Consider the following 22,200-nt stretch of genomic DNA (forward strand, 5'->3'; position numbering starts at 1 on the left):
TCCCCGGGATACGGCTTGGAATATCTCTACGATACACCCTAGGTCTGACCTAAGGTCAAGGGGCTCAGCTCCCGGGTCACCTTCAAAAAAGCCTTAATCGCCGGCGAGAGCCATTTCTCTTCATGCCAGAATACTTGGGTCGCAAACGTGGTAGCCTTCAGATCCCAGGGCAATAAGACCAGCTCCCCCCGGTTCAATTCCTCTCTCACGGCCATTTCAGGCAAGATGGCAATACCCATTCCCAGCATCGCACATTGTTTAATCGCCTCAGCGCTGTGGAACTCCAGTTCGGTGATTCCCCCCATGCCCTGCTGCGACAGGCTCCGCTCAAAAAACATTCGGTAGGAGCAGCCCCGCTCCGTCAATAAAAAGGTCTCGCCATTAAAATCCTCAACAGCCAGTGCAGCACGCGCCGCCAAGGGATGCGAGGGAGCCGCCAGGATGCAAAAGGGCTCATCTATTATTTTCTCTCCGCAGAACCCTGCCTCGCCCTTCACTTCATCCAGCATGAAGATAATATCCACATCCCCCTCGCGCAGGCTCTGCTTAAGGCTCGCACTCACCAGCGGCTGAAAGATCAGCCGGACTGCCGGGTACATCGTGCGAAACTGGTGCAATACCGCCGGCAACCGGTACGTACACAACGTCTCATCGGCACTTATCACGATCGTTCCTGTCAATTCACCGGATTGCTTGACGGCATGCTGGGCTTCCTCCACCATACACAATATGTTATCTGCATAGCGCAGGAACGTTCTCCCTGCATCGGTCAGCGTTACACTTTTGCCTAACCGGTCCACCAGCATTACCCCTAATTCTTCCTCTAACGCCTTAATCTGCATCGTAACGGTGGAGGGGACATAATTCTGCGCTTCGGCAGCTTTGGTGAAGTTCAGCGTAGAAGCAAGCGTATAAAAGGTCTTCAGTTGGCGCAATTCCATCACATTCCGCTCCTTCATTCAAAAAAAATGAACGTTATATTCATAAACATTTCTTTGACTTAAACATAGCAGCATCGTAGAGTGATGACAAGAACGGTGATGAGGAGCGATTGAATTGAGAAATAAGTTATTGATCTATGTTATGGCCTTGGCCGTTTTTCTAATCGGAACCATTGAATACATTATTACAGGCGTCATCGAGATGATGGCGGTGGACCTTAACGTAACTACTTCCGAGGTAGGGCTGATGGTGACCGTATTTGCTCTGTCCGCAGCCATTGTCGCTCCGGTGCTAATTGCCTTAACCATTCATATGGACCGCAAGAAGCTGCTGGTGACTGCCCTTAGTGTGTTTATTGCCAGCAACGGGCTGATGCTCCTTAACCTGTCTTATGAGCTACTGCTTGCGGTACGGATCATTCAAGGAGCTAGCGGAGGTATCGCTACGGTTGTAGCCATGGCAGTAGCGACACGGCTGGTCGAGCCGGAAAGAAGGGGCAATGCCATCGGCATTATTCTAATGGGGCTCAGCAGCTCCTTGGTGCTGGGTGTTCCGGCGGGCACCTTTTTTAGCGAGAGGTTTGGATGGAGGGTCCTGTTTATTGTGATCGGTATCCTGAGCCTTCTTCCCCTGATGATTATCTCTAGGAAGATTCCTGCCATACAAGAAGATAAGACCGTCTCCCTCAGGATGCAGCTCGCGGTGCTGAAGGATTCAAGAATTGTAACCGCCTTGGCGATCACCTTATTCTATGTCGGGGGTTACTCTACGCTCTTCACTTACATTACCCCTTACTTACAGGCAGCATCCTCGATGTCCATTACCGAAATTAGCGGGGTGCTATTCCTGGCGGGAATATGCAGCTTCATGGGGTCCAAAGTGGGCGGACAATTGGCAGATACCAAGGGATCACAATTCACCATTTGGGCAGGACTTCTGCTACAGGGAGCATCGCTCCTGTTATTCACTCTGGCGGGTGTCCATATCCTTGTGCTTATCCTGGTATTGATGATCTTCATGCTAGCAACCTGGAGCATTTCCCCTGCACAGCAGCTCTTACTGGTCACTCTGGTACCCCGGAATCCGGACATTGCCCTAAGCGTAAATACCTCGTTCATCCAATTCGGCTTTGCGCTGGGATCTTTATTAGGCGGGCTTGTCATCAGCCGCACCTCTGTACTGAATTTGAATTGGGTAGGACTTGCTGCTGTAGGTGCGGCTCTGGTTCTTGCCGCCTTCCTGTTCAGCAGGAAGAGCAAGGCGGTTGCCAGCTCCCTCCGGTAACCCTGATGCTGTTGCAGACAAACATAAAGGCCATCCCTTCGGATGGCCTTTAGCTATATATGGTTGACTGCAATCGGCTGCCCATGCCCCCCTGGCCCGTTAATAAGGCCCAGCGTTTGCGCTGCTGAAGTATGGATTTCGTGCAAAAGCTTCGGATTGGCCGACAGGGACATGCCATAGGACGGAATCATCTGTTTGATCTTCGGCTCCCAGTCCTTAACCTGCTGCGGGAAGCATTTGCCGATCACCTCCAGCATGACGGAGACCGCGGTTGAGGCCCCCGGAGAAGCGCCAAGCAAGGCCGCTATCGAACCGTCGGCACTGCTGATCACTTCCGTCCCGAATTGAAGCATCCCTTTACCGGCAGCCGTATCCTTAATAATCTGCACACGCTGGCCTGCCACCACCAGCTCCCAATCCTCGCTGTTCGCGTTCGGGACGAACTCCCGCAAGGCTTCCATGCGCTGCTCTTTGGACAACATGACCTGCCCGATCAGATATTTGGTCAATGACAGGTTCTTGGCTCCTGCCGCAAGCATCGTGACGAGATTATCCGGCTTCACGGAGGTAATCAGATCGAACATCGAACCGAATTTCAGGAACTTGGGCGAGAAGCCGGCAAACGGCCCGAAGAACAACGACTCCTGGTTCTCAATCACTCTGGTATCCAGATGCGGTACAGACATCGGAGGGGCGCCCACCGCTGCTTTACCGTACACTTTGGCATGATGCTGCGCTACAATATCCGGCTTCTTGCATACCATGAACAGTCCGCTTACCGGAAATCCGCCGATCGCCTTGCCTTCCGGAATACCGGATTTCTGCAGCAGATGCAGACTTCCTCCCCCGCCCCCGATGAAGACGAATTTGGCTGTATGGCGCTCTGCCTGGCCGCTTGTAAGATTACGCACCTTAAGCTCCCATGAGCCGTCACTGGTGCGCTTCAGGTCATCCACCTGATGATTATATCTGATATCGGTGTTGTTGTTCTTCAAGTGGTCGAACATCATGCGGGTCAGCGCACCGAAATTAACATCTGTTCCCGAGTCGATTCTTGTTGCCGCGATCGGCTGGTCCAGCGTCCGGTTCTTCATCATCAGCGGAATCCATTCCATCAGCCGCCTTGGATCATCGGAGAATTCCATGCCCTGGAACAGCGGGCTATTTGAAAGCGCTTCAAATCTTTTTTGTAAAAACGTTACGTCCTTCTGCCCTTCTACAAAGCTCATATGCGGTACAGGTACAATAAAATCCTGTGGATTGCGTATTCGTTTCTGGCTTACCAGATAGGACCAGAACTGCTTGGAGAACTGATATTCCTCATTCACCTTAATAGCCTTGCTAATATCAATAGATCCGTCGGGTTGCTCCGTGGTGTAGTTAAGCTCACATAAGGAAGAATGCCCCGTTCCCGCATTGTTCCATTCATTGGAGCTTTCCTCACCGGCACCCGCACGACGCTCAAACACAGTTATTTTCCATTCAGGAGCTAATTCCTTCAGCAGTGAACCAAGTGTTGCACTCATGATTCCGGCACCAATTAAAATAATATCTGTTTTCGTTTGTTGGTTGCTCATATTCTACCGTCCTTCTACCCTACGATTTGCAGGAAGGATGCAGGCACTCCTGCTCAGGTGCCATAGCAAGCCAGCGCGGACCTAGTCACACACCGTTTTGGATCAATCCTGCTCCTAGTGTATCACTATTGGATATAAATTTTAAGATTTATTCTTAATTTTTATAAACATTTTAATCAATAATGGCGGGCGGCATCGAACCAGCGTTGCGCCATTTCCTCTGTTATAGGCTGACTCAGCCCATGAACGGACTGGCTAATCTGCCAAACGGCTTCGCCGAGGTCTTCTCTCTCGGTAGTCTCAATGCCCTTGAGCGAATTGAAGCGCATGGTGAATCTGGTAATCACTTCCTCCGCATCCGTAAGACTGCAGGCCTCCGCCCAAGCTGCCTGCGCCTCATCGTAGGCTTCGTTAGCCCATTTGGCCAGACGCTTCGGCCAGGCCGAGAACGGGCGGCCATATTCGTTCATCCACCACTCCGGCTTCCGCAGTTTGCTCACGGATGCGAAGTCGTCCCAGGGGCGGGCCTTGGCACGTGCCTTCATCTGTTGTCTTAGGCGCTTCCCCCCGGCCTCTTCCACATTGTAGGCAATGAACCGGTCCAGCAGCGGCCACGAATCAAGGCCCGGCAGCTCCACCAGATCAGGCATGAAGCGCAGCTCCAGATTCGTGAGCCCCGTATGGCGGGCGAGAGAACCGAGATCGCAGAAGCTGCCCCACAGGCTGAGGGATTGAAGGTTCGGGAACCGATCCAGACTCTCCAGTGAGACAGGCTGACCCAGCGGCGGGCTGTGCAGCGTCAAGCCCGTCACCCCGTGCAGCTCACCAAGGTCCGGCAGCTTGAAGGGGGGATCACTCTTGCGCCTGCTCGTATGCGGCGCCAAGGTTAAGGAAGACGGCAGAGTGCCGGAAAGCGAGATGCGTGACAGGTCGCCGGACAAGCCCAGGCGGCACGGGCGCTGCGGAAGCGTCAGGCTTAAGAACCCCCCCGGCTGCGGGCCGAGCTCGATATGCAGGCCGTGCACAATAGACAGGCTGGCGTCTACTACCGTATCTGCCGCCAGGACCGGAATCCAGGTCGCCTCTTCAAGGGGACGGTGCTGTGCCCATTCCAGGAACCCGGCGTCCTCGCCTGTATAACGCAAATAGCGCGGCCAGGGTGAGCCCGCCGGGGTGGCGAAGGCTTCGAATACGGGCCAGTTGATGACCGCATCTGGAGCAACATGAAGCTCAGCCTTATTCCCTAAGCCCGGCGGTCCGATAGATAAGCTGCCGACACCGGGCCGGGTAACCAGCGTGTGGCTGCGGGGTCCTGTCAGGTCAATGACATAGTGGCCGGGTTCTGTAATCGGAGCTGAACGGGGCGCTTGGTTATCCTCTGGCATTACCATCATCCTCTCTTCTTCGTTCCCTTAAACATACGATATATTAATTCTCACAGCAACTTTGCTTAACTCCTACCTCATCGGAACTGGCACAAAAAAGAAGCCTGGGCCCTTTCCGGCACAAGCTCCTGTCTCTTCCATATGACAGAGTGCAGTCGTTACACTCCCTGTCCTGCATTCGCACCTGCTCTGTACATGTTCTCTGCTTCAATCGGATTCTCTTTGGCCGTCACATGTTGCGGAGTAATCCGGCAGACTTGAACGGGCCCGCCGTATACGGCGGAGCGGTATTTATCTACATGCTGTTTCGACAAGGGACGGTTATGATAGCCGGGAACATATTTATTCATCATTTCCTGAAGGACCCGGGTAGCCTCGTCCAGATCTGTAATCGGCTCCGCTTGTCCGAATATCATCACGCTCATATAAGCGGTATCTGTTTTGGCAGGCACGGGATTGGTAATGGTTCCGTATTCCTCGCATACCGTGAAGCACACCTCTGAATTGGCACTCATCACCTGATTGCGTCTTCCGTCCCCCGCTCCGTGGAAATACAGCTTCCCGTCCATCCATACATAGTTAAGCGGCACCACATAGGGAAGATTCCCGTCCACAAGCCCCAGAAATCCAATCCTCGCCTGCCGCAAAAATTGTTCTATTCTCACTTCATCTGTACATTCCCTGACCTTATACCGAACTGGATTCATCTCGAAATCTCTCCTTCTCACGTGTACGTTATTACGGTAGTATATCAGTGAATGGATTGTACTTAAATATCCAAAGATGATGGTTTGGAGCAATCCATAATTCCTGTTACAGGACTGAATCTACGATTTGGAGGGTTACCCCATGCTGACCGTAAACCGCAAGGACAAGAGCCCGATCTGGCAGCAGCTGCTGAATCAGGCCATCGAACATATCACAAGTGGACAATGGGCACCGGGCGAGCTGCTGATCCCCTCGCGTGAGCTTGCCCACCTGGTAGGCGTCTCACGCTCGACCATTCAGATTGTCTATGAGGAACTGCTGAGCAGGGGGTATACCGTTACCTCCCGGCGGGGCGGGACACGGGTCAGTAACTGGAACCGGGTCACGGAGTCTACGGCAGCAACCCTGGCACAGGGTCCCGTACCGCCCGCACTCCCCCTGTTAAATTCAGCCGTCGATCAGCTACATGACTGGTTCGGGGGCATTCAGCAGCAGGAGGTGGAGATTGATTTCACACCCCATGAGCCTTATCTGGATGGACCCTTTCAGAAAAACTGGCGGCAATCCTTAATTCACGCCTCCACCGCCATGAGCTTATCGGATTGGGCCTATGGCAATCCCTATGGCCTCCTGGCCTTACGCCAGCAAATTCAGCGTTATTTGTTACTGGAACGGGGCATCCCGATCGGGACGAATCAAATTCTGTTAACCTCGGGCGCTCAGCATAGCCTTGATTTGATTGCGCAATCACTTTTGGCTGAAGGAGATACGGTCTCTGTAGAAGACCCCGGCTTCCCGGCAGCCTGGATGGCCATGAAATACCGGCGGATGCATGTCGTCCCCGTCCCCGTAGATGAGCAGGGCCTGGTCGTGAACCAGATCCACCCGGAGTCCAAGCTGGTCTTCGTGACCCCCTCGCACCAGTGCGCAGTAGGGTCCGTGATGTCTGAGCCGCGCAGGCAGCAATTGCTGCATAAGGCCGTGCAGGAGCAATTGTGGATCATTGAGGATGATTATGACAGTGAATTCCGCTATCGCGGAGAGCCGCTGCCGACACTGTTCAGCCAGGCGGCGAATAACACCTTGTACCTGATGAGCTTCTCCAAAATGATTGCGCCCGGCATTCGGCTATCCGCGATCGTGGGATCGGCCGAGGCCATCGCCCAGCTTGCCCGTGTACAGGAGCTGACGTACCGTCATCTTCCCGTTATGGACCAGCTCACCCTGACCCACTTCATCAAGAACGGGCATTTCATGCGCCATATGAGAAGAGTCCGCAATGTCTACCGCCGTAGACATGAAGCCATAACCAAGGCTATCACGGCCAGCGGTTTAGGGGAGCGGTTCACCTTAAGCGGTGCCGAGACTGGACTGCATGTATTGCTTGAAGCAGAAGCATCCTACAACGAAGAAGCCGTAACCCGGTTAGCCCTGCAACAGGGAATACGTATATACCCTCTCGGCCCTTACTGTCTGGAGAGCCGCCGGAAGGGATGGGTGCTTGGGTTTGCCAAAGTGGATGAAGCCTCCATTGCACAGGGTATTCACCGTCTGGCCGGGCTGATCTTATAGACCATTCGTTAGGTGATCAGCAGCCTTTTTCCCCCGGCGTCCAAACTGAACAGAATAGACTGCAATCACCACAATGACCAGAACCGCGAGCACTGCAAAAATATTGCTATATACCATGGACGCAGGGTTATCCGCTATAGGATTCAAGGCCGCCGCCGGCGCACCGGAATCAAGCACCTTGCCCAGTACAGCCGTCGATGAGGCGGCAGAGATGAAGGTCAGCATGGAGAATAAGCCCATTCCAACGCCTGTCTGCTCATGGGACAGCGTCCGGGACACGGTGTTCGACATTGCAATCTGCATGAACGACTGGCCCAGCACACAGAAGATCAAGGATATAGAGACCAGAACAGCATGCCTGCCGGCAACTACAGACAGACACAGGAAGCCAATAACAAGAAGCGCTGAGGCTGTATACACTAGTCGCGGGTTTCCTTTCTCATCTGCCAGTTTCCCGCCCTTGCGGCCCAGAAAGGTAGTAACTATTGCTGCGGGCAGCATGACGATCCCGATGTAGGCAGGAGGCAGACCATTAACCAGGGCCAAGAGCTGGGGGATCAGATACGGAGAGCTGAAGCTGATTCCCGTAATGAAGAACGTAATGACAAGGATGACGGAATACTTTTTATTCCGGAAAATATCGGGAGAAATGAATGGAGCCGCAGCGAAGCGGATGCGCAGTACAAACAGGATCAACATAAAGAGGGCTGAAAGCCCCAGCCAGAGGCTAGTATTCGTCAACGCCAGCAGGATGGCCGTCACCGTTCCAGCGAGCAGCGCCCCGCCAAGCCAGTCGATGGGATCAGCATCCCCTTGCTCATCATCCAGATATTTGCGGTAGACAGGCAGCGTAAGCAGCGACAACAGCGGAATGATGAACAGAATCCGCCAGCTCCATGCGCTGATTACAAAACCGGCAACAATCGGCCCCATCGCCGTACCTAGCGCAATCCCGATGGCAGACATGCCGAGCGCCCGGCCCCGCTTATCAGGAGAGAAGTAACGGACCGGTACAATCATAGCCATCGCAGGGATAACTGAGGCGCCAGCCGCCTGCACAACACGACCGGCAATAATCATCCAATATTCTGTAGCTGCAAGGCCGGCAATAGATCCCAGGACGAAGAGTAACAATCCGAACGTCAGTAAATCCTTCAGCCGGTATTTCTCCGTCAATTTGCCGAAGGTTACGGCGCCAACAGCATATACAATCATATAACTGGTAATGATCCAGCTTACCTGGGAGGAAGATAATTCAAATTGCCTGCTGATCGTCGGCAGGACAATATTGAACATATTCGCATTCATTGACGAAATAATCAGTGTAAAAATCAGGGCGCGCATTAATAGATTTCCTGTATTCTTGGGGCTCACAGCATGAGATTGCATGATTTGTACTCCTCTCTGAATGCCTTGCTTTAATGTAGTCTGTCAGTACTTACTGTCATTTTGTTCAAAATACAACTAGGGCGTTAAAGCCCTAGTAAAGGTCTGCACACTCGCGGTTATGAACTCCTCCAGCGACACCGAGGTGAAGTTGGCATCATCGTCCAGATGATTCAGGAAGGCACCGTAATTCATCACCATAAACTGCACTGCCTGCACTCTGGCATTGCCGGGAACCAGCTTACCCTGCTCCGTCATGGTTGTGAAATACTCCGTCAGAGCCTGCATTAACTGCTCAGGGGAGTTTCTGGTATACTCCTCCAGCCCGGGCAGATTATCCGCCTCTTTAATACAAATCATAATCATCTTCCGGTTGCGGTTCATAATCTCATGATAGGTCCGGCTGATCAGAAGCAGATCCCTCTGAAGATCCCACACAATCCTCTCATTGAACAGCCTAACCATCTCCCCGGCATAATGAAAACGGTCGAATGCCTGCTCCAGAAGGTTCTGCTTGCTGCCGAACTGCCGGAACAGCGTTTTTTCACTTAAACCCGCTGCTCCTGCAATCTCCTGGGTAGTCACGCTCTTGTAGCCCTTTTCTGCGAACAGATCAATGGCAGCGATCAGCAATTTATCACTGGTGCTTATGTTTTGGCCTTCACTCATGTATATACCTCATTTCAATATTCAACAATTGACTGTCAGTACTTACTGTCATTTAAGTAAAAGAATACACCCTGCTAATCATAATAGCAAGGTGTATTCCGCTGGAAGCACATGTTACCGTGAGGGAGATACAGTTAACCTAGAAGCAGGTGAACGAGCTAACCCGGCTCAGATCAATGCCGAAGTAACCCCAGAACAATCCGTTCCATCTGAAGCCTGCAATAGAATTACGTCCGACAAATACCGGGTAGAACCAGAATTGCTCACCGTTGTTCAGCCAGATATAAGTGTTGCGGAACAGGCAGCGTCTGATCCCTCCGGGGTCAACGGCAAATGTGGTAGCCTGCATTTGCGGTACGAATTGCGGTGGAGGAGCCGTTGGCGCCTGCACGCCTCCCGGTGCACCTCCCGGAGACCCCGGAAATCCTCCCGGGCCTCCGCCTGGAAACCCCGGCACGCCTGGTCCACCCGGAAATGGAAATCCGGGTCCTCCGGGTCCGCCCGGAATTCCCGGAAACCCTCCGCCGGCTCCCGGTATTGGCAAAATTCCCATATATGATCGCTCCCCTTTCAACTAATAGGCATAATCATCATATGCATTCGCGGAGAAGTTGCCTGGGCGGATGCCCATACCAAGAGTAATCAGACCATAGGGTACGAGCGGAATTCAGTGATAAATTCCTCCAGCCAGTCTTCTGTGAAATCCAGTGCACCACTGTCATGGATGAATTCAACATCAAGGCCCATGACCCACAACCGGCGGGCGATGATAAACAGATCCATCGCAGATTCATCCTGCTCAGAGAAATCCCGGACAGAGCGATAGCCGGAGATCAGCGTGTTCCACAGCGGGGCTTTTTTCTCCTCCGGCAAGCGTTTTCTATGACGGACTTGCACCAGGTCGTATGCCCGCCATCCTTTTGCCGCCCATTCAAAGTCATAATGCGTGAAGGTATCGCCTTCCTGGAAGGCATTATTATTCCCATGCAAATCGCCATGGCAGATCCCCCAATCCAAGCCTTGACTGGTTGCCTTGTGGATTCGCTCTATTAACGCGTCCGAGAACTCCCGCAGGAATGGAGTGGCGTGATGCCTCTCCCCAAGATAGTCCACAATACGCTCTAACGGCTGGCTGATCAGAGCGTTAGTATCCATATTGTATCTTGGAAGCTCCAGGGAAATGTTGTCCATGGCAGCGTGTAATTCGGCAGCGGACTTCCCGAAAGCGAAGCATGACTTCTCGTCATGAAGCACATTCTCCGTACCGGTCAGGTAGCTGAAAATCACGGCAACTCTCGGGCCTTCTGGCGCATGGATCACCGAGAATACTCCGCCGTCCTTTTGAGGAACGGGAACGGAAACTTTGGTGCTTGCTTGGCTTAACTGATAATCGAGCTGCGTCAGTAGAGACATCTCGTAGGCCACATCATTTTCGCTGACGGATTGACGGTATACGCGAAGAATATAGTATCCTCTAGAGGTGCGAAGTCTATAGGTATCATTCAATCCGCGTAACCAGAAGAGGCAATCCTTCCACTCCCCAATGTCATACAGACAGCTCAGGCAGTGTTCTAAATATTTCGGGGCAAGCACGGAACGTAAAGCAGTTGGTTTATTATACATCTGAGTCTCCTCGGGCTTGTTTCTCCAATTGGATCATCGTTTCTTCAAACCCTATCACCGGACTGTAGCCCAGTTCATCTTTTATTTTGGTATAACTATACGCCATTCTTATAGGGTCTCCGCCCGGTGTGGTGAACTTCTTATTCATGGCACGCCCAATACGTACAGTGAACTCTTGCTCCGGGTAATTCCCGTCTACTGCATTGTAGCATTGGTTCACGGCCGCAGGATGCGTTGCTGCCAGTACACACATCTCAGCCAAGTTCTCCGCATGGACCCAAGGGGTCAGATCATCCGGGTGAATCCAATTCACATCCTCTGTATGAGCAAGCCTGGCAATCAGCTTATCGCCCCAGTGGGAGTTAGACTCGGAGCAGATCACTCCAGGACGCAGAATGACACCTTCCAGCCCCTTAGCTATTGCAGCCTGTATAATCCGCTCTGATTCACATTTGGTTGAGATGTACACCTCCGAATGACCATATGCCAAATCACTTTCTTCATCCAGTTCTACCGCTCCATCAAAATGACCATACACCGACAGCGTCGAAATATGTACGAAGCGTTCAACCCCGGCTGCTATAGCCCCATCCACCAGGTTCTGGACCCCTTCAATATTCGACGCCTCAGCGATAGCTCTATCCTCACCGAGATACGCCGCAGCGTGAATGATAATATCAACATTCTGAAGCGCTTTCAATATTGTGTCTTTATCCGTTAAGTCTCCAATAACGGGTGTAATGCCTAGCTGACTGCAAAGGTCCATCTTCTCTTTATTACGTATAAGTCCTTTAACCTCAGCGCCTTCCTGTAGGCACCTGGCGGCAATTTTGTCCCCTGCCGTACCCGAGATCCCTGTAATCAGAACAACCTTATTGCGAAGCTTCATTTCGATTCTCCTTTAGCCCACTTGCTATTGCTATAGATATGGATCTTATATAACAAATTCTAGTATATAAAATATTTGCAATCTATAGCAAATCCCCGCTCCGAGGGTTCATAATAGATTCATCATGATTAGAGCGGGGGCTTTGGAGCATGGAACTGAACGAACAAGGTGTACTCCTTATTGATGAACAGGATATCTGCAATATGTATTTTTACTCAGTCCATGATGGAACAGCATTCAAGGATTCCTTCCGGTTTGAGATGCAGCTGCAGGGGATTGAACTTCATCCCGGCAGTGTAACCGAGCTCGTTCATCCGCCGCAGATGCCGGAAGGCTACCCGGAAGAAGACCTTCCACTTGTCATTGAAGCCGTCTATGCTGTAATCCGGGAGAATGATCCGGGCTTCGGGGTGTGGTCATAGGACCGGCCCCCGAAGGTTCCGTCAACCTCTACCGCTGAATCGTTTGATCGCCTCCTCAGTTACCGGCTCAAAGAGATTGACGAGGTTGCCGTCAGGGTCGCGGAACAGCATGGAACGGTTGCCCCAGGGCATCAGGGTCGGTTCTTTGACCCAATCGCCAATAGCAGGCTTCAGGCGCGCGTACTCTGCTTCGACATCGTTAACGTAGAACTCGATGATGACACTGTGATTATTGGCTGCCATTACAGAACCGGCTCCGAATAGCTGCGCCGTCTGGGAGTGGCCGATTGCCAGGGTGCATGATGGCACAACGAGCTCGGCAAACACAGGAGCGGGACGCTCCGCCGTAACACCCAGAACATGCTCATAGAACCCGACGAGACGATCTACATCGTCGGTAATAATGCGTACAGAAGCGAAATTCACAAGATATCATCCTTCCTATTTATACATCATACCTTCTTCCCCTAATATAAAAGAACGCTACTGACAACGTTGTGTCAGTAGCGCTTTTTTTGAGTTTCCTCACGAATCCGCCCAATATCGGATATTCAAAATAAGTGCCTGATTTTCGGCTACGGCCGTTATGGGCAAGATATATAATAAATCTATCCTTAGAGGTGCAGGTGCTGATCATGATCCATAATGAGGAACGCAAGGCAGAATATTATAAAGCCCTTATCGAGAAAAAAACAGAATACGAAGGCGTCTTCTATGTAGGCGTCACTTCCACCGGCGTATTTTGCCGGCCGACATGTCCAGCCAGGAAACCAAAGTACGATAACTGCGAGTTCTACGAGACCGCGCAGCAGGCGCTTCTGGCTTCCTTCCGCCCGTGTCAGCGCTGCCGGCCCTTATCCCATCCGAATCATGTTTCGGATATCGTCCGGCTGCTGGTCGAGGCCGTGGAGCGGAACCCGGAGAAGCGCTGGAAGGGCCAAGATTTCAAGGCGTTATCCATGGATGAATCCACTGCCCGCCGTCAATTTAAAAAGCGCTTCGGCATGACCTTCGTGGAGTACGCCAGGTCCCGCCGAATGGGACTGGCCTTGAAGAATATCCGGTCGGGAGGGAAGATTATCGACACACAGCTTGCTTCCGGCTATGATTCCAGCAGCGGCTTCCGGGATGCCTTCTCCCGCATTATGGGGGCGGCGCCTACGCGGTCAGAGAGCAGCCTTATTCTTAGAGCAGCATGGCTGGACACACCGCTCGGTCCTATGATGGCAATAGCGGACGACAGTGGGCTCTATCTCCTAGAATTCGTAGACCGCCGGGGGCTGGAACGCGAGGTTGAACGGTTAAGGACCCGACTGAAGACAGCGATTATTCCAGGACAGACCCTGCCCATTCAGTCGGTGGAGCGAGAGCTGGGCCAGTTTTTCGAGGGAACATTAATCGAATTCAAGACACCTCTCCATCTGATGGGATCACCTTTTCAGCAGAGCGTATGGGAACAGTTAAAGAAGATTCCACCCGGCGAGACCCGTTCCTACGCAGATATCGCACTGGCGCTCGGCAAGCCTAGAGCCTATCGTGCGGTGGCACAAGCGAATGGGACCAATCAGCTGGCAATCGTCATTCCCTGTCATCGCGTAATTAACACCAGCGGCGGGCCCGGCGGGTATGGCGGCGGAGTCGCACGCAAAGAATGGCTGCTAAATCATGAGAAAAACGGAGGTCAAAACCATGAATAATCAACTTGAGCAAGCACGGAAATTTCACGAATTGCATAGAAGCGGCACCCCGCTGGTCCTTGTCAATGCCTGGGACGCCGGAAGCGCGCAGATCATTCAAGGAGCAGGAGGCCAGGTGATCGCTACCGGCAGTTGGTCTGTAGCTGCCGCGCATGGATACGACGATGGGGAAAAGCTTCCCTTCGACCTCGTTCTGTCTAATCTCCAGCGGATTAGCCAAAGTGTAGATCTGCCCGTTACGATAGATATTGAGAGTGGCTATGGACCTTCGCCTGAGATAATCAAGAACAATGTGCTGAAGGTCATCGAATGCGGAGCCGTAGGCGTCAATATTGAAGATCAGAAGATCCATGAACCGGGGCTATATCCCGTAGAGGAGCAAGTCCTGCGCATCACAGCTGTGCGGGAAGCCGGTGTGGATACGTCAATTCCCCTTTTTATTAATGCCCGAACCGATATCTTCTTTGAGACCCCATCAGCCGGGCATGGGGAAGCCCACTTGGAAGCTGCCCTTCAAAGGGCACACGCCTATGCGGAAGCCGGAGCTCACGGGATCTTCGTGCCAGGTTTGTGTAATGAGGAGCTGATCGCGAGATTATGCCAACAGTCTTCGCTCCCCGTTAACGTTATGGTTTCGCCGGATTCACCTTCTCTCCAGAGATTGGCGTCGTTAGGTGTCGCCCGCATCAGCTATGGTCCGCGACCCTATTTGATATTGATGGATGCCTTGAAACAGGCTGCCGTGCGGGCCCTTGCCCTCCAGGAATTGTGATTAAGGGTATTTCCAATAAGAAACGGCTGGTCAGGTTCCCCTGATCCAGCCGTTTCCTTTGATTATGACTATAGACTTGCCCCGTTGGTCGCGATAACCTCCTTGTACCAATCAAAGCTCTTCTTCTTGATTCTGCGCAGGGTGCCATTCCCCTCATTATCTTTATCGACATAGATGTATCCGTAACGCTTCTTCATCTCGCCTGTAGAGGCACTCACGATATCAATCGGTCCCCAGCTCAGGAATCCCAGCAATTCAACACCGTCATCAATCGCCTTCCCTGTCTCAATCATGTGGTCCCGCAGGTAGGAGATCCGGTAATCATCATGGATGCTCTGATCTTCTTCAACCGTGTCCACAGCGCCGAACCCGTTCTCAACAATGAAAAGCGGCTTCTGATACCGGTCGTAGAGCTGGTTCAGCGTGAATCTCAGGCCCGTGGGATCAATCTGCCAGCCCCACTCCGATGCTTTCAGATAAGGATTCTTGACCCCCATAGCCAGGTTGCCCGATACCATCTCCAGACCACTCGGATCAGCACTGGCACAGCGGCTCTTGTAATAGCTGAAGCTGATATAATCAACGGTATGCTGCTTCAGCAGCTGTTCATCCTCTGCCGTCAGATCCAGCTCGATGTCATACTCCTTGAACCATCGTTTCACGTAAGTAGGGTAGTACCCTCTGGCCATAACATCCGTGAAAAAGAAAACCTGTCTATCCATCTCCATGGCTGTGAGAATATCATCGGGATGGCAGGTATGCGGGTAATACGGCCCTGCGGCGATCATACAGCCCATCTGCGAGCCCGGAATAATCTCATGGCAGGCCTTCGCAGCCAGTGCGCTGGCTACATGCTGGTAGTGCGCCATCTGATAGATGATCTGCTTCTTGTTCTCGCCTTCCTCAATGACCGTTCCTCCGCCGACGAAGGGAATGTGGAGCAGCACGTTGATCTCGTTGAAGGCAATCCAGTATTTCACCTTGTCCTTGTAACGCTTAAATACAGCAATCGCATATCTCTCAAAGAACTCAATCAGCTTGCGGTTTCTCCACCCGCCGTAATCCTTAACAAGTCCAAGCGGCATTTCATAATGGGACAGTGTCACAACCGGCTCTATATTATACTTCCGCATACAATCGAATAATTGGTCGTAAAACTGCAAACCGGCTTCATTGGGAGTCTCTTCGTCCCCGTTAGGGAATATTCTTGTCCAGGCAATGGAGGTACGGAGCGCCTTGAAGCCCATCTCAGCGAATAACGCGATGTCCTCCTCGTATCTGTGGTAGAAATCTATAGCCTCATGGTAAGGATTCTTCTTACCCGGATGCTCATAGGGCGGGTTAAAGATGCCGTTGGCCAGGATGTCAGCAATAGATAACCCTTTACCGTTCTCCCGATAAGCGCCTTCCACCTGATTAGCCGCAATCGCGCCCCCCCATAAGAAGCCTTCCGGGAACTGCATGTCTGTCTGTTTCATAATATCTTCTTCCCTTCTATTGGTTCATACATTAAGTTTCAGCAGAGTTTCCTTTTCTTTCACGGTAGTCTGGCTGACAGCCGTAATGCCTGCGTAGTCGCTGGTATTAGAGATGATTACCGGAGTAATGATGTCGAAGCCCTCCTGAATAATGCTGTCCCTATCGAATTCAAGAATCAGATCGCCGACATTTACCCGGTCACCTTGATTCACATGGAGCGTGAAGTGTTTGCCGCCCAGCTTGACCGTATCAATCCCGACATGAATCAGAACCTCTGCCCCGTCGTCGCTGGTAAGGAGAACAGCATGCTTCTTCTTGAAAGCCACCGACACAACACCATGAATTGGGGACACAACACGGCCCTCACTAGGCAGAATTGCAATGCCTTTACCCATCGTCTCCTGCGAAAAGGCAGGATCGCTGACTTCGCTTAAGCTTTTAACCTCGCCTGCAATGGGAGCATAGATTTCTTCGTTTTGCAGTTTTTTGGCAGATACAGGTTCACTCTCAGACGGCTCGGGAAGGTCCGTACTGTACTCTTCCACTGGCGCCTCTGTAACATCCTTGAAGCCCAGAACATAAGCGACTACAGCCGCAACGACAAAGCTGACACACACTGCCAGAATCATCAACGAAAATTTATGTCCGATGTACAGCGGCAAGGACGGCAAGCCGACTTTCCCCAGCGCAAAGGCTGCCACCTGGAAGATACTTAAGATGAATGCACCTGCCGCACTGCCGATCAACCCGGCAATAAACGGCTTTTTCAACTTGAGGTTTACCCCGTAAATAGCTGGTTCTGAGATTCCCATCAGCGCGCTGATCGTTGAGGCTCCGGACAAGGACTTCATATTATTGTTTTTGGTCTTCAGGAATACGGCGAATACGGCACCGGCCTGCGCGATATTAGCAACGGTCATAATCGGCATAATGTAGTCGAAGCCGTTCTGGGCAATCGCCTGAAAGACAAGCGGAATGAGGCCGTAATGCAGTCCGGTGATGACCATCAGCGAGAATGTGGCTCCAAGCAGCGTTCCGGCGATTACACCAAAATGCTCATAGAAATACATGTAGCCATCGGCAATGGCATTACCCGCATAAATTCCTAATGGGCCAATCACGATTAAGGCGATAGGTGCCACAATTAACAGGATCAGCATCGGCTCCAGGATGGTCTTCAGTACATTCGGTACAATTTTGCGGACAAAACGTTCTACATAAGACATGATCCATACGGTTGCAATAATAGGAATCACAGAGGATGAGTAGGACACCAGCTTGACCGGTAGCCCCAGGAAGCTCATCGACGTTATACCGTCAGCCATAAATTTGGCAAAGTTAGGATGGAGCAGCACGCCCCCTATCACAACAGCCAGATACGGATTGACATTGAATTTCTTGGCAGAGCTGAAGGCGAGCAGCATTGGCAGGAAATAGAATACGGCATCTGAAATAATATTCAGAATTTTGTAGAGATCCGTATTTGCCGCTGTGGCATTGAACATGACAATTACAGCCAGCAGCGCCTTGATCATCCCTGCTCCCGCTATAGCTGGAACAATGGGATTGAATATTCCCGGTAATATATCTGCAAAAAACTTGCCAACTGAAGCCTTAATGCCGAGCTTCTGCCCTTTATTGTTACCTTGTTGTTCAGCGTTCTCCTTAGCAGAGCCAGCATTGTTTTTGGCAATCTTGCTTAACTCTCCATACACCTTGGATACATCGTTGCCGATGATGACCTGAAATTGCCCGCCGTTAATGTTAACATCCATCACTCCAGGCAGCTCCTTTAGCTTTATTCGGTCCGCCGCCCCATTATCCCGCAGATTGAAGCGAAGTCTGGTCATACAATGGGTATAATCCTGTATGTTGTCTTCCCCGCCTACTAATTTTAGTATTTCTTTCGCCAGCTTTTGTTGATCCATGGTACAGCTCACTCCTCTTCATTGATAAGAAAAATATAAGAAAAATATAAGAAAAACCTAAACCGGTGAAAGAATACCCCTAGCAAAACACAGGGATAGTCCTTTCCCAGTTTAGGTTTTGCCTGCTCCGCAGTAGCAACCCCAAACAAGGGTTATTTTAGATGTACGACTCTTTCAATATGAATCGTTAAATACATGACTTCTTCATTGGTCAGTGTACAGTTGTATGTTTTTCGGATATAATCTTGAATCTTCCGTCCACACAAGAAGGAGTCCTTATACTGCTGCTTGACCATCTCATATAACTCACTATCGGTATTCTCAATATGTGTGCCATTTAATATTCTTCGGGCGAAGAATTTGAGATGGGTGACGAACCTGTAATACGTTAGCGACTCTTCGTCGTAATCGATTTTGAAATGATACTTCACGATATTGAGAATCTCATGCATGATCTTGGTGATTTTAACTACATTCGGGATTTCTTCATTCATATGCGCATTGACCAGATGGAGCGCAATATGAGCGGCCTCGTCTTCCGGGAACCGGATTCCCAGCTCCTCATGGATCAGTAACAGCGCTTTCTCACCAATCTCGAATTCATCCTTGTAGAATTTCTTGACCTCCCACAGCAACACATTCTTGATATGGTGTCCCTGCCTGAAGCGTTCGATAGCCGAATGGATATGGTCGGTCAGACTAACATAGATGCTGTCGTGCAGTCTCTTCCCCAGATTCATTTTGGCGAGATTTATAATACGCTCCGAAATCTCCATATGCGCAAGCGGGATCTCGGATAGAAGCGTCTTCATTTTGTCGGATATACTCTCATTATCCATGAAGACCTTCTCAATTTTATCTTCTTCAATGAGGTCGCCCGGCTTCTTCTTGAACGCAATCCCCCTGCCTATTACCACCACTTCTTTATTCTGGTCATTCACAGTAATGATGGCATTATTATTCAACACTTTTGCAATTCTCATAATAACCACCTTTATCACAAAATAAAAAAAGGCAAGACCACAAACTTCGCCATATAAATATAGCTCTGTTAATGGTATTGCCTACATACGTAGTAACAATCCGTTATCTATTTAATTCTGGACCGATTATATCATGGATTTTTTAGTTCAACAAGACTTTCCTGCAACCCTTTTCATGGAAGCTTCACTACTGCTCAAACAACCTCCCGTCCTCCATCCGGTACACCTTATCGCAATATTCAAGCATGCGCTCGCTTCGAGCCCGGAACCAGATTCGATGATTGCATAATGAATAGCATTTCCCAATAGCAAGACCAAGCAAAGAATGGTTGAAAGTCACTTATGAGATGCTTTGCAAAATATGAACGATTTTCCCCTCCATATTGGAGTTGTCTATCATCTTCACGTATTCGGGTTTTAGCAATTGATACTGCTTCATGTGGTAGTAATCCATAATTGCTTGTTTCAAGGTGATATCATACTGAATCGAAAATAATGGTTCGATAAAGCGCCGCAGCACAGCGTCATCTTGAACCATAAACAACACGGCATTCAATCTGTTGAAAATCTGTTGCTCCATTCCGGATTCAAAAAAAGCTTGTAAATTTTTATTCCGATTGTGCAGGGCAACTGACAGATTCTCAAAATGATGCGGATAAAAATCCTTCAGATCTTGCAAAAACAAATCAGAAATATACACGGCACACATCAAAGATTGTAAAAACGTGATTTGAAACCGCTCCAAAAAAGAGACGGAATCATCATTAGCCGTGGCGTCAGCTTCCTTCGAGTAATCAATGTAATAATCTACAACCTGTTCGATGATGTCATCTTTGGAGGCAAAATGCTTATATAGTGTCACTTTGCTGATATCCATATATTTTGCGAGATCGTCGACTTTCAGTTGGCTGAATTTTGTTTTTCTAATAACAGGCTTTATTTTTTCTATATATGTCTCCACACTCACGGCTTTTCTCACGAACGAATGCCCCTCCTTTGATACGTATCAAATGGATTATACCAAATTTGCCGACTTTTTATTTACATTAATAATTAAATGAATTAGATTAACTAATTTAGTTAATTTAGTTTACTTCGTAAAATCTCTGTTGTATAATCGTTCCTGTACCTAATCATCCAATTACGGATTATACAAAGGGAGGACGATTCAAATGGAACTATCCAGTAAGGGCAAATTCTCCGGCAAAAACGTTGTGATCACGGGAGGCAGCAGTGGAATCGGCCTAGCGACAGCGAAGCTGCTAGTAGATGAAGGAGCACATGTACTGATTACCGGGCGTACGCAGGCGACGCTTGACATGGCTCGTGAACAACTCGGCAACAACGCAATCGCATACTTGAGCGATGCCGCTTCATTGAAGGATATCGCCGCATTGGCCGATCGCGTGAAGGTTGAATTTGGAACGATAGATGCCCTGTTTGTTAACGCAGGTGTCACTGGCTTTGTCCCTTTCGAGTCAACGACCGAAGAAACGTACGATGAGATTTTTACAATCAACGCCAAAGGGTCATACTTCACCGTACAAAAACTCACTCCACTCATGAACACAGGGAGCGGGATAGTCCTTACCACTTCAATCGTGAACGTAGTGGGCCTCCCCATGCTCAGTGCGTATGCAGCTACTAAGGCGGCGCTACGCTCCATGACTCGAAGTCTGGCACGCGAGTTATTGCCTCGAAATATTCGCGTCAACGCTGTCAGTCCTGGCGTTATTGAGACGGGTATCTTAGAGAAGTCAATGCCAAAAGAAGCTGCCGCACAGACAAAGGAACAGATGACACAGCAGATCCCGATGTTGCGTTTGGGTGATCCAGTCGAGGTTGCCAAAGTCGTAGCCTTTCTGGCATTTGACGCCACCTATACCACCGGTGCTGAGTTCCCTGTCGATGGAGGCGGCTCCCAGATCTGAAACGGGGGGACATCTATTGAATACTAACCAACGAGAACATATCGCACTGATTACAGGCGCGAGCCAGGGAATCGGCTTGGCATTAGCCCGGAAACTTCTATCGCAGAACTGGCAGGTCATTACTTTAAACCGTTCCGATTTTCCGGCGGACGATATGCTCATGCAAAATGCCCTCAAGAACGGATGGCTCCGAGCCTATAAAGTGAAGGATCTCACCGATTATGGCAGCTTAAGACGCTCTTTGGATGAAATCAAAAGCAAGGAGCAGCGGATCGATATTTTGTTCAACAACGCCGGAGGAGGCTTAAGTGAGCTACGCTATTCGAAACAAGGCCGCGAAATGCATTATGAATTGTTGACGGTCGTTCCTTATATTATTCTGATGGAATTGAAGGAGCTATTGAAAAACGGCAGCTTAAAAACGGTAATTAACACTTCATCTCAGGTGCTTAGATTTACGAAGGAGTTTTCGGTCGAAAATTTAGAGCATCCCAAAACCTTCCGCAAAATGTATGGCCCTTATGCGACTTCAAAGCTGGCTCTTTCATTGTGGACCCAAGCCGTCGCACCACAACTTGCCAAGGAAGGCATCAAGATCCGCAGCGTTGACCCGGGAATTAATAACACGCTAAGAAAAGGAAAAGATTCCGGACTGACCGCAGGGTTCGAACTGTTTATGAGGTTTTTTTCCTCTCCGCCTACCCATGGAGCCAACCTTTTATTTGAGGGAGCCCTCGGCAAACAGCGTAATGAGACCGGCGTGTTTTTGTTAAAGGATCGGGTTGCGGACTTGAAATTCACAGAACATATGCAGCGTGTACTGGACAGAATTTCCGCCATCTATAGCCGTGAGTTCCTTGACGGGAATGTTCTTCATGGCTGAGTTCCAGAAGAACGTTGCTTAGGGCTTCTGCCCCGAATATCGCTGAAAGGGACACCCTAATGGGTGCCCC

Annotated in this window: 21 protein-coding genes; 7 read left to right on the plus strand and 14 right to left on the minus strand. The window is 50.4% G+C overall.

Going from position 1 to position 22,200, the window contains the following annotated elements:
- Positions 1 to 38: 38 nt before the first annotated feature.
- Positions 39 to 941, minus strand: a complete 903-nt coding sequence (locus KDC22_RS32515; RefSeq protein ID WP_211721605.1) for a LysR family transcriptional regulator — start codon at positions 939 to 941, stop codon at positions 39 to 41.
- Between the two features lie 115 nt (positions 942 to 1,056).
- Between KDC22_RS32515 and KDC22_RS32520 the strand changes: the two genes are divergently transcribed.
- The gene (locus KDC22_RS32520) at positions 1,057 to 2,226 is read left to right on the plus strand and encodes an MFS transporter (protein WP_211721606.1); all 1,170 of its coding nucleotides are present in this window, start codon (positions 1,057 to 1,059) and stop codon (positions 2,224 to 2,226) included.
- A 53-nt stretch (positions 2,227 to 2,279) separates the two neighbouring features.
- Here the strand turns inward: KDC22_RS32520 and KDC22_RS32525 are convergent, their stop codons facing one another.
- From KDC22_RS32525 to KDC22_RS32535, 3 genes are all read right to left on the minus strand, one after another.
- Positions 2,280 to 3,803, minus strand: a complete 1,524-nt coding sequence (locus tag KDC22_RS32525; RefSeq protein WP_173134313.1) for a malate:quinone oxidoreductase — start codon at positions 3,801 to 3,803, stop codon at positions 2,280 to 2,282.
- A 176-nt stretch (positions 3,804 to 3,979) separates the two neighbouring features.
- Positions 3,980 to 5,188: a hypothetical protein gene (locus tag KDC22_RS32530; protein ID WP_211721607.1), complete on the minus strand. Its 1,209-nt coding sequence runs from the start codon at positions 5,186 to 5,188 to the stop codon at positions 3,980 to 3,982.
- A gap of 158 nt (positions 5,189 to 5,346) precedes the next feature.
- On the minus strand, positions 5,347 to 5,895 hold the full coding sequence (locus KDC22_RS32535) for a pyridoxamine 5'-phosphate oxidase family protein (RefSeq protein WP_211721608.1): 549 nt from the start codon (positions 5,893 to 5,895) through the stop codon (positions 5,347 to 5,349).
- Positions 5,896 to 6,037: 142 nt separating this feature from the next.
- Here KDC22_RS32535 and pdxR point away from each other — a divergent pair, with 142 nt between their 5' ends.
- The gene (gene pdxR, locus KDC22_RS32540; protein ID WP_211721609.1) at positions 6,038 to 7,468 is read left to right on the plus strand and encodes a MocR-like pyridoxine biosynthesis transcription factor PdxR; all 1,431 of its coding nucleotides are present in this window, start codon (positions 6,038 to 6,040) and stop codon (positions 7,466 to 7,468) included.
- On the opposite strand, the gene KDC22_RS32545 is transcribed toward pdxR, so the two are convergent.
- The 5 genes from KDC22_RS32545 to KDC22_RS32565 all read right to left on the minus strand — a co-directional run bounded on the left by KDC22_RS32545 (position 7,463) and on the right by KDC22_RS32565 (position 12,035).
- Positions 7,463 to 8,857 carry an MFS transporter gene (locus KDC22_RS32545; protein ID WP_211721610.1) on the minus strand — a complete coding sequence of 465 codons (1,395 nt, stop codon included), beginning with the start codon at positions 8,855 to 8,857 and terminating at the stop codon, positions 7,463 to 7,465. The genes pdxR and KDC22_RS32545 overlap by 6 nt on opposite strands.
- Before the next feature lie 75 nt (positions 8,858 to 8,932).
- Positions 8,933 to 9,523, minus strand: coding sequence for a TetR/AcrR family transcriptional regulator (locus tag KDC22_RS32550; protein ID WP_211721611.1), 591 nt, complete (start codon positions 9,521 to 9,523; stop codon positions 8,933 to 8,935).
- A 139-nt stretch (positions 9,524 to 9,662) separates the two neighbouring features.
- A complete protein-coding gene (locus tag KDC22_RS34095; RefSeq protein ID WP_425516980.1) occupies positions 9,663 to 9,872 on the minus strand; it encodes a transporter in 210 nt (69 codons plus the stop codon).
- Between the two features lie 293 nt (positions 9,873 to 10,165).
- Entirely contained in the window at positions 10,166 to 11,146 is a 981-nt protein-coding gene (locus tag KDC22_RS32560; RefSeq protein ID WP_211721613.1) for a phosphotransferase, read from the minus strand.
- Positions 11,139 to 12,035, minus strand: a complete 897-nt coding sequence (locus KDC22_RS32565) for an NAD-dependent epimerase/dehydratase family protein (RefSeq protein ID WP_211721614.1) — start codon at positions 12,033 to 12,035, stop codon at positions 11,139 to 11,141. The genes KDC22_RS32560 and KDC22_RS32565 overlap by 8 nt, the downstream gene beginning before the upstream one ends.
- 149 nt (positions 12,036 to 12,184) lie before the next feature.
- Here KDC22_RS32565 and KDC22_RS32570 point away from each other — a divergent pair, with 149 nt between their 5' ends.
- Positions 12,185 to 12,457, plus strand: coding sequence for a hypothetical protein (locus KDC22_RS32570; RefSeq protein WP_211721615.1), 273 nt, complete (start codon positions 12,185 to 12,187; stop codon positions 12,455 to 12,457).
- A 21-nt stretch (positions 12,458 to 12,478) separates the two neighbouring features.
- Here KDC22_RS32570 and KDC22_RS32575 read toward each other — a convergent pair whose 3' ends face one another.
- Positions 12,479 to 12,883: a VOC family protein gene (locus KDC22_RS32575; RefSeq protein ID WP_211721616.1), complete on the minus strand. Its 405-nt coding sequence runs from the start codon at positions 12,881 to 12,883 to the stop codon at positions 12,479 to 12,481.
- 209 nt (positions 12,884 to 13,092) lie between these two features.
- Between KDC22_RS32575 and KDC22_RS32580 the strand changes: the two genes are divergently transcribed.
- Both KDC22_RS32580 and KDC22_RS32585 read left to right on the plus strand, forming a co-directional pair.
- Positions 13,093 to 14,154 carry a bifunctional transcriptional activator/DNA repair enzyme AdaA gene (locus KDC22_RS32580; protein ID WP_211721617.1) on the plus strand — a complete coding sequence of 354 codons (1,062 nt, stop codon included), beginning with the start codon at positions 13,093 to 13,095 and terminating at the stop codon, positions 14,152 to 14,154.
- Positions 14,147 to 14,926, plus strand: coding sequence for an isocitrate lyase/PEP mutase family protein (locus tag KDC22_RS32585; protein WP_211721618.1), 780 nt, complete (start codon positions 14,147 to 14,149; stop codon positions 14,924 to 14,926). Before KDC22_RS32580 ends, KDC22_RS32585 begins: the two co-directional genes overlap by 8 nt.
- A 68-nt stretch (positions 14,927 to 14,994) precedes the next feature.
- Here the strand turns inward: KDC22_RS32585 and bglH are convergent, their stop codons facing one another.
- The 4 genes from bglH to KDC22_RS32605 form a co-directional block, all read right to left on the minus strand.
- Positions 14,995 to 16,404, minus strand: a complete 1,410-nt coding sequence (gene bglH, locus KDC22_RS32590; RefSeq protein ID WP_211721619.1) for an aryl-phospho-beta-d-glucosidase — start codon at positions 16,402 to 16,404, stop codon at positions 14,995 to 14,997.
- Positions 16,405 to 16,428: 24 nt separating this feature from the next.
- Positions 16,429 to 18,333: a beta-glucoside-specific PTS transporter subunit IIABC gene (locus tag KDC22_RS32595; RefSeq protein ID WP_211721620.1), complete on the minus strand. Its 1,905-nt coding sequence runs from the start codon at positions 18,331 to 18,333 to the stop codon at positions 16,429 to 16,431.
- 152 nt (positions 18,334 to 18,485) lie between these two features.
- Positions 18,486 to 19,316 carry a BglG family transcription antiterminator LicT gene (gene licT, locus KDC22_RS32600; protein ID WP_173134358.1) on the minus strand — a complete coding sequence of 277 codons (831 nt, stop codon included), beginning with the start codon at positions 19,314 to 19,316 and terminating at the stop codon, positions 18,486 to 18,488.
- Between the two features lie 340 nt (positions 19,317 to 19,656).
- Positions 19,657 to 20,295: a TetR/AcrR family transcriptional regulator gene (locus KDC22_RS32605; protein WP_211721621.1), complete on the minus strand. Its 639-nt coding sequence runs from the start codon at positions 20,293 to 20,295 to the stop codon at positions 19,657 to 19,659.
- Positions 20,296 to 20,488: 193 nt separating this feature from the next.
- Between KDC22_RS32605 and KDC22_RS32610 the strand changes: the two genes are divergently transcribed.
- Complete coding sequence (locus KDC22_RS32610; protein WP_211721622.1) at positions 20,489 to 21,247, plus strand: SDR family oxidoreductase; 759 nt, start codon at positions 20,489 to 20,491, stop codon at positions 21,245 to 21,247.
- Positions 21,248 to 21,263: 16 nt separating this feature from the next.
- The gene (locus KDC22_RS32615) at positions 21,264 to 22,130 is read left to right on the plus strand and encodes an SDR family NAD(P)-dependent oxidoreductase (protein WP_211721623.1); all 867 of its coding nucleotides are present in this window, start codon (positions 21,264 to 21,266) and stop codon (positions 22,128 to 22,130) included.
- Positions 22,131 to 22,200 lie beyond the last annotated feature (70 nt).

The sequence above is a fragment of the Paenibacillus tritici genome, from assembly GCF_018207515.1.
GTDB lineage: Bacteria > Bacillota > Bacilli > Paenibacillales > Paenibacillaceae > Paenibacillus_AQ > Paenibacillus_AQ tritici.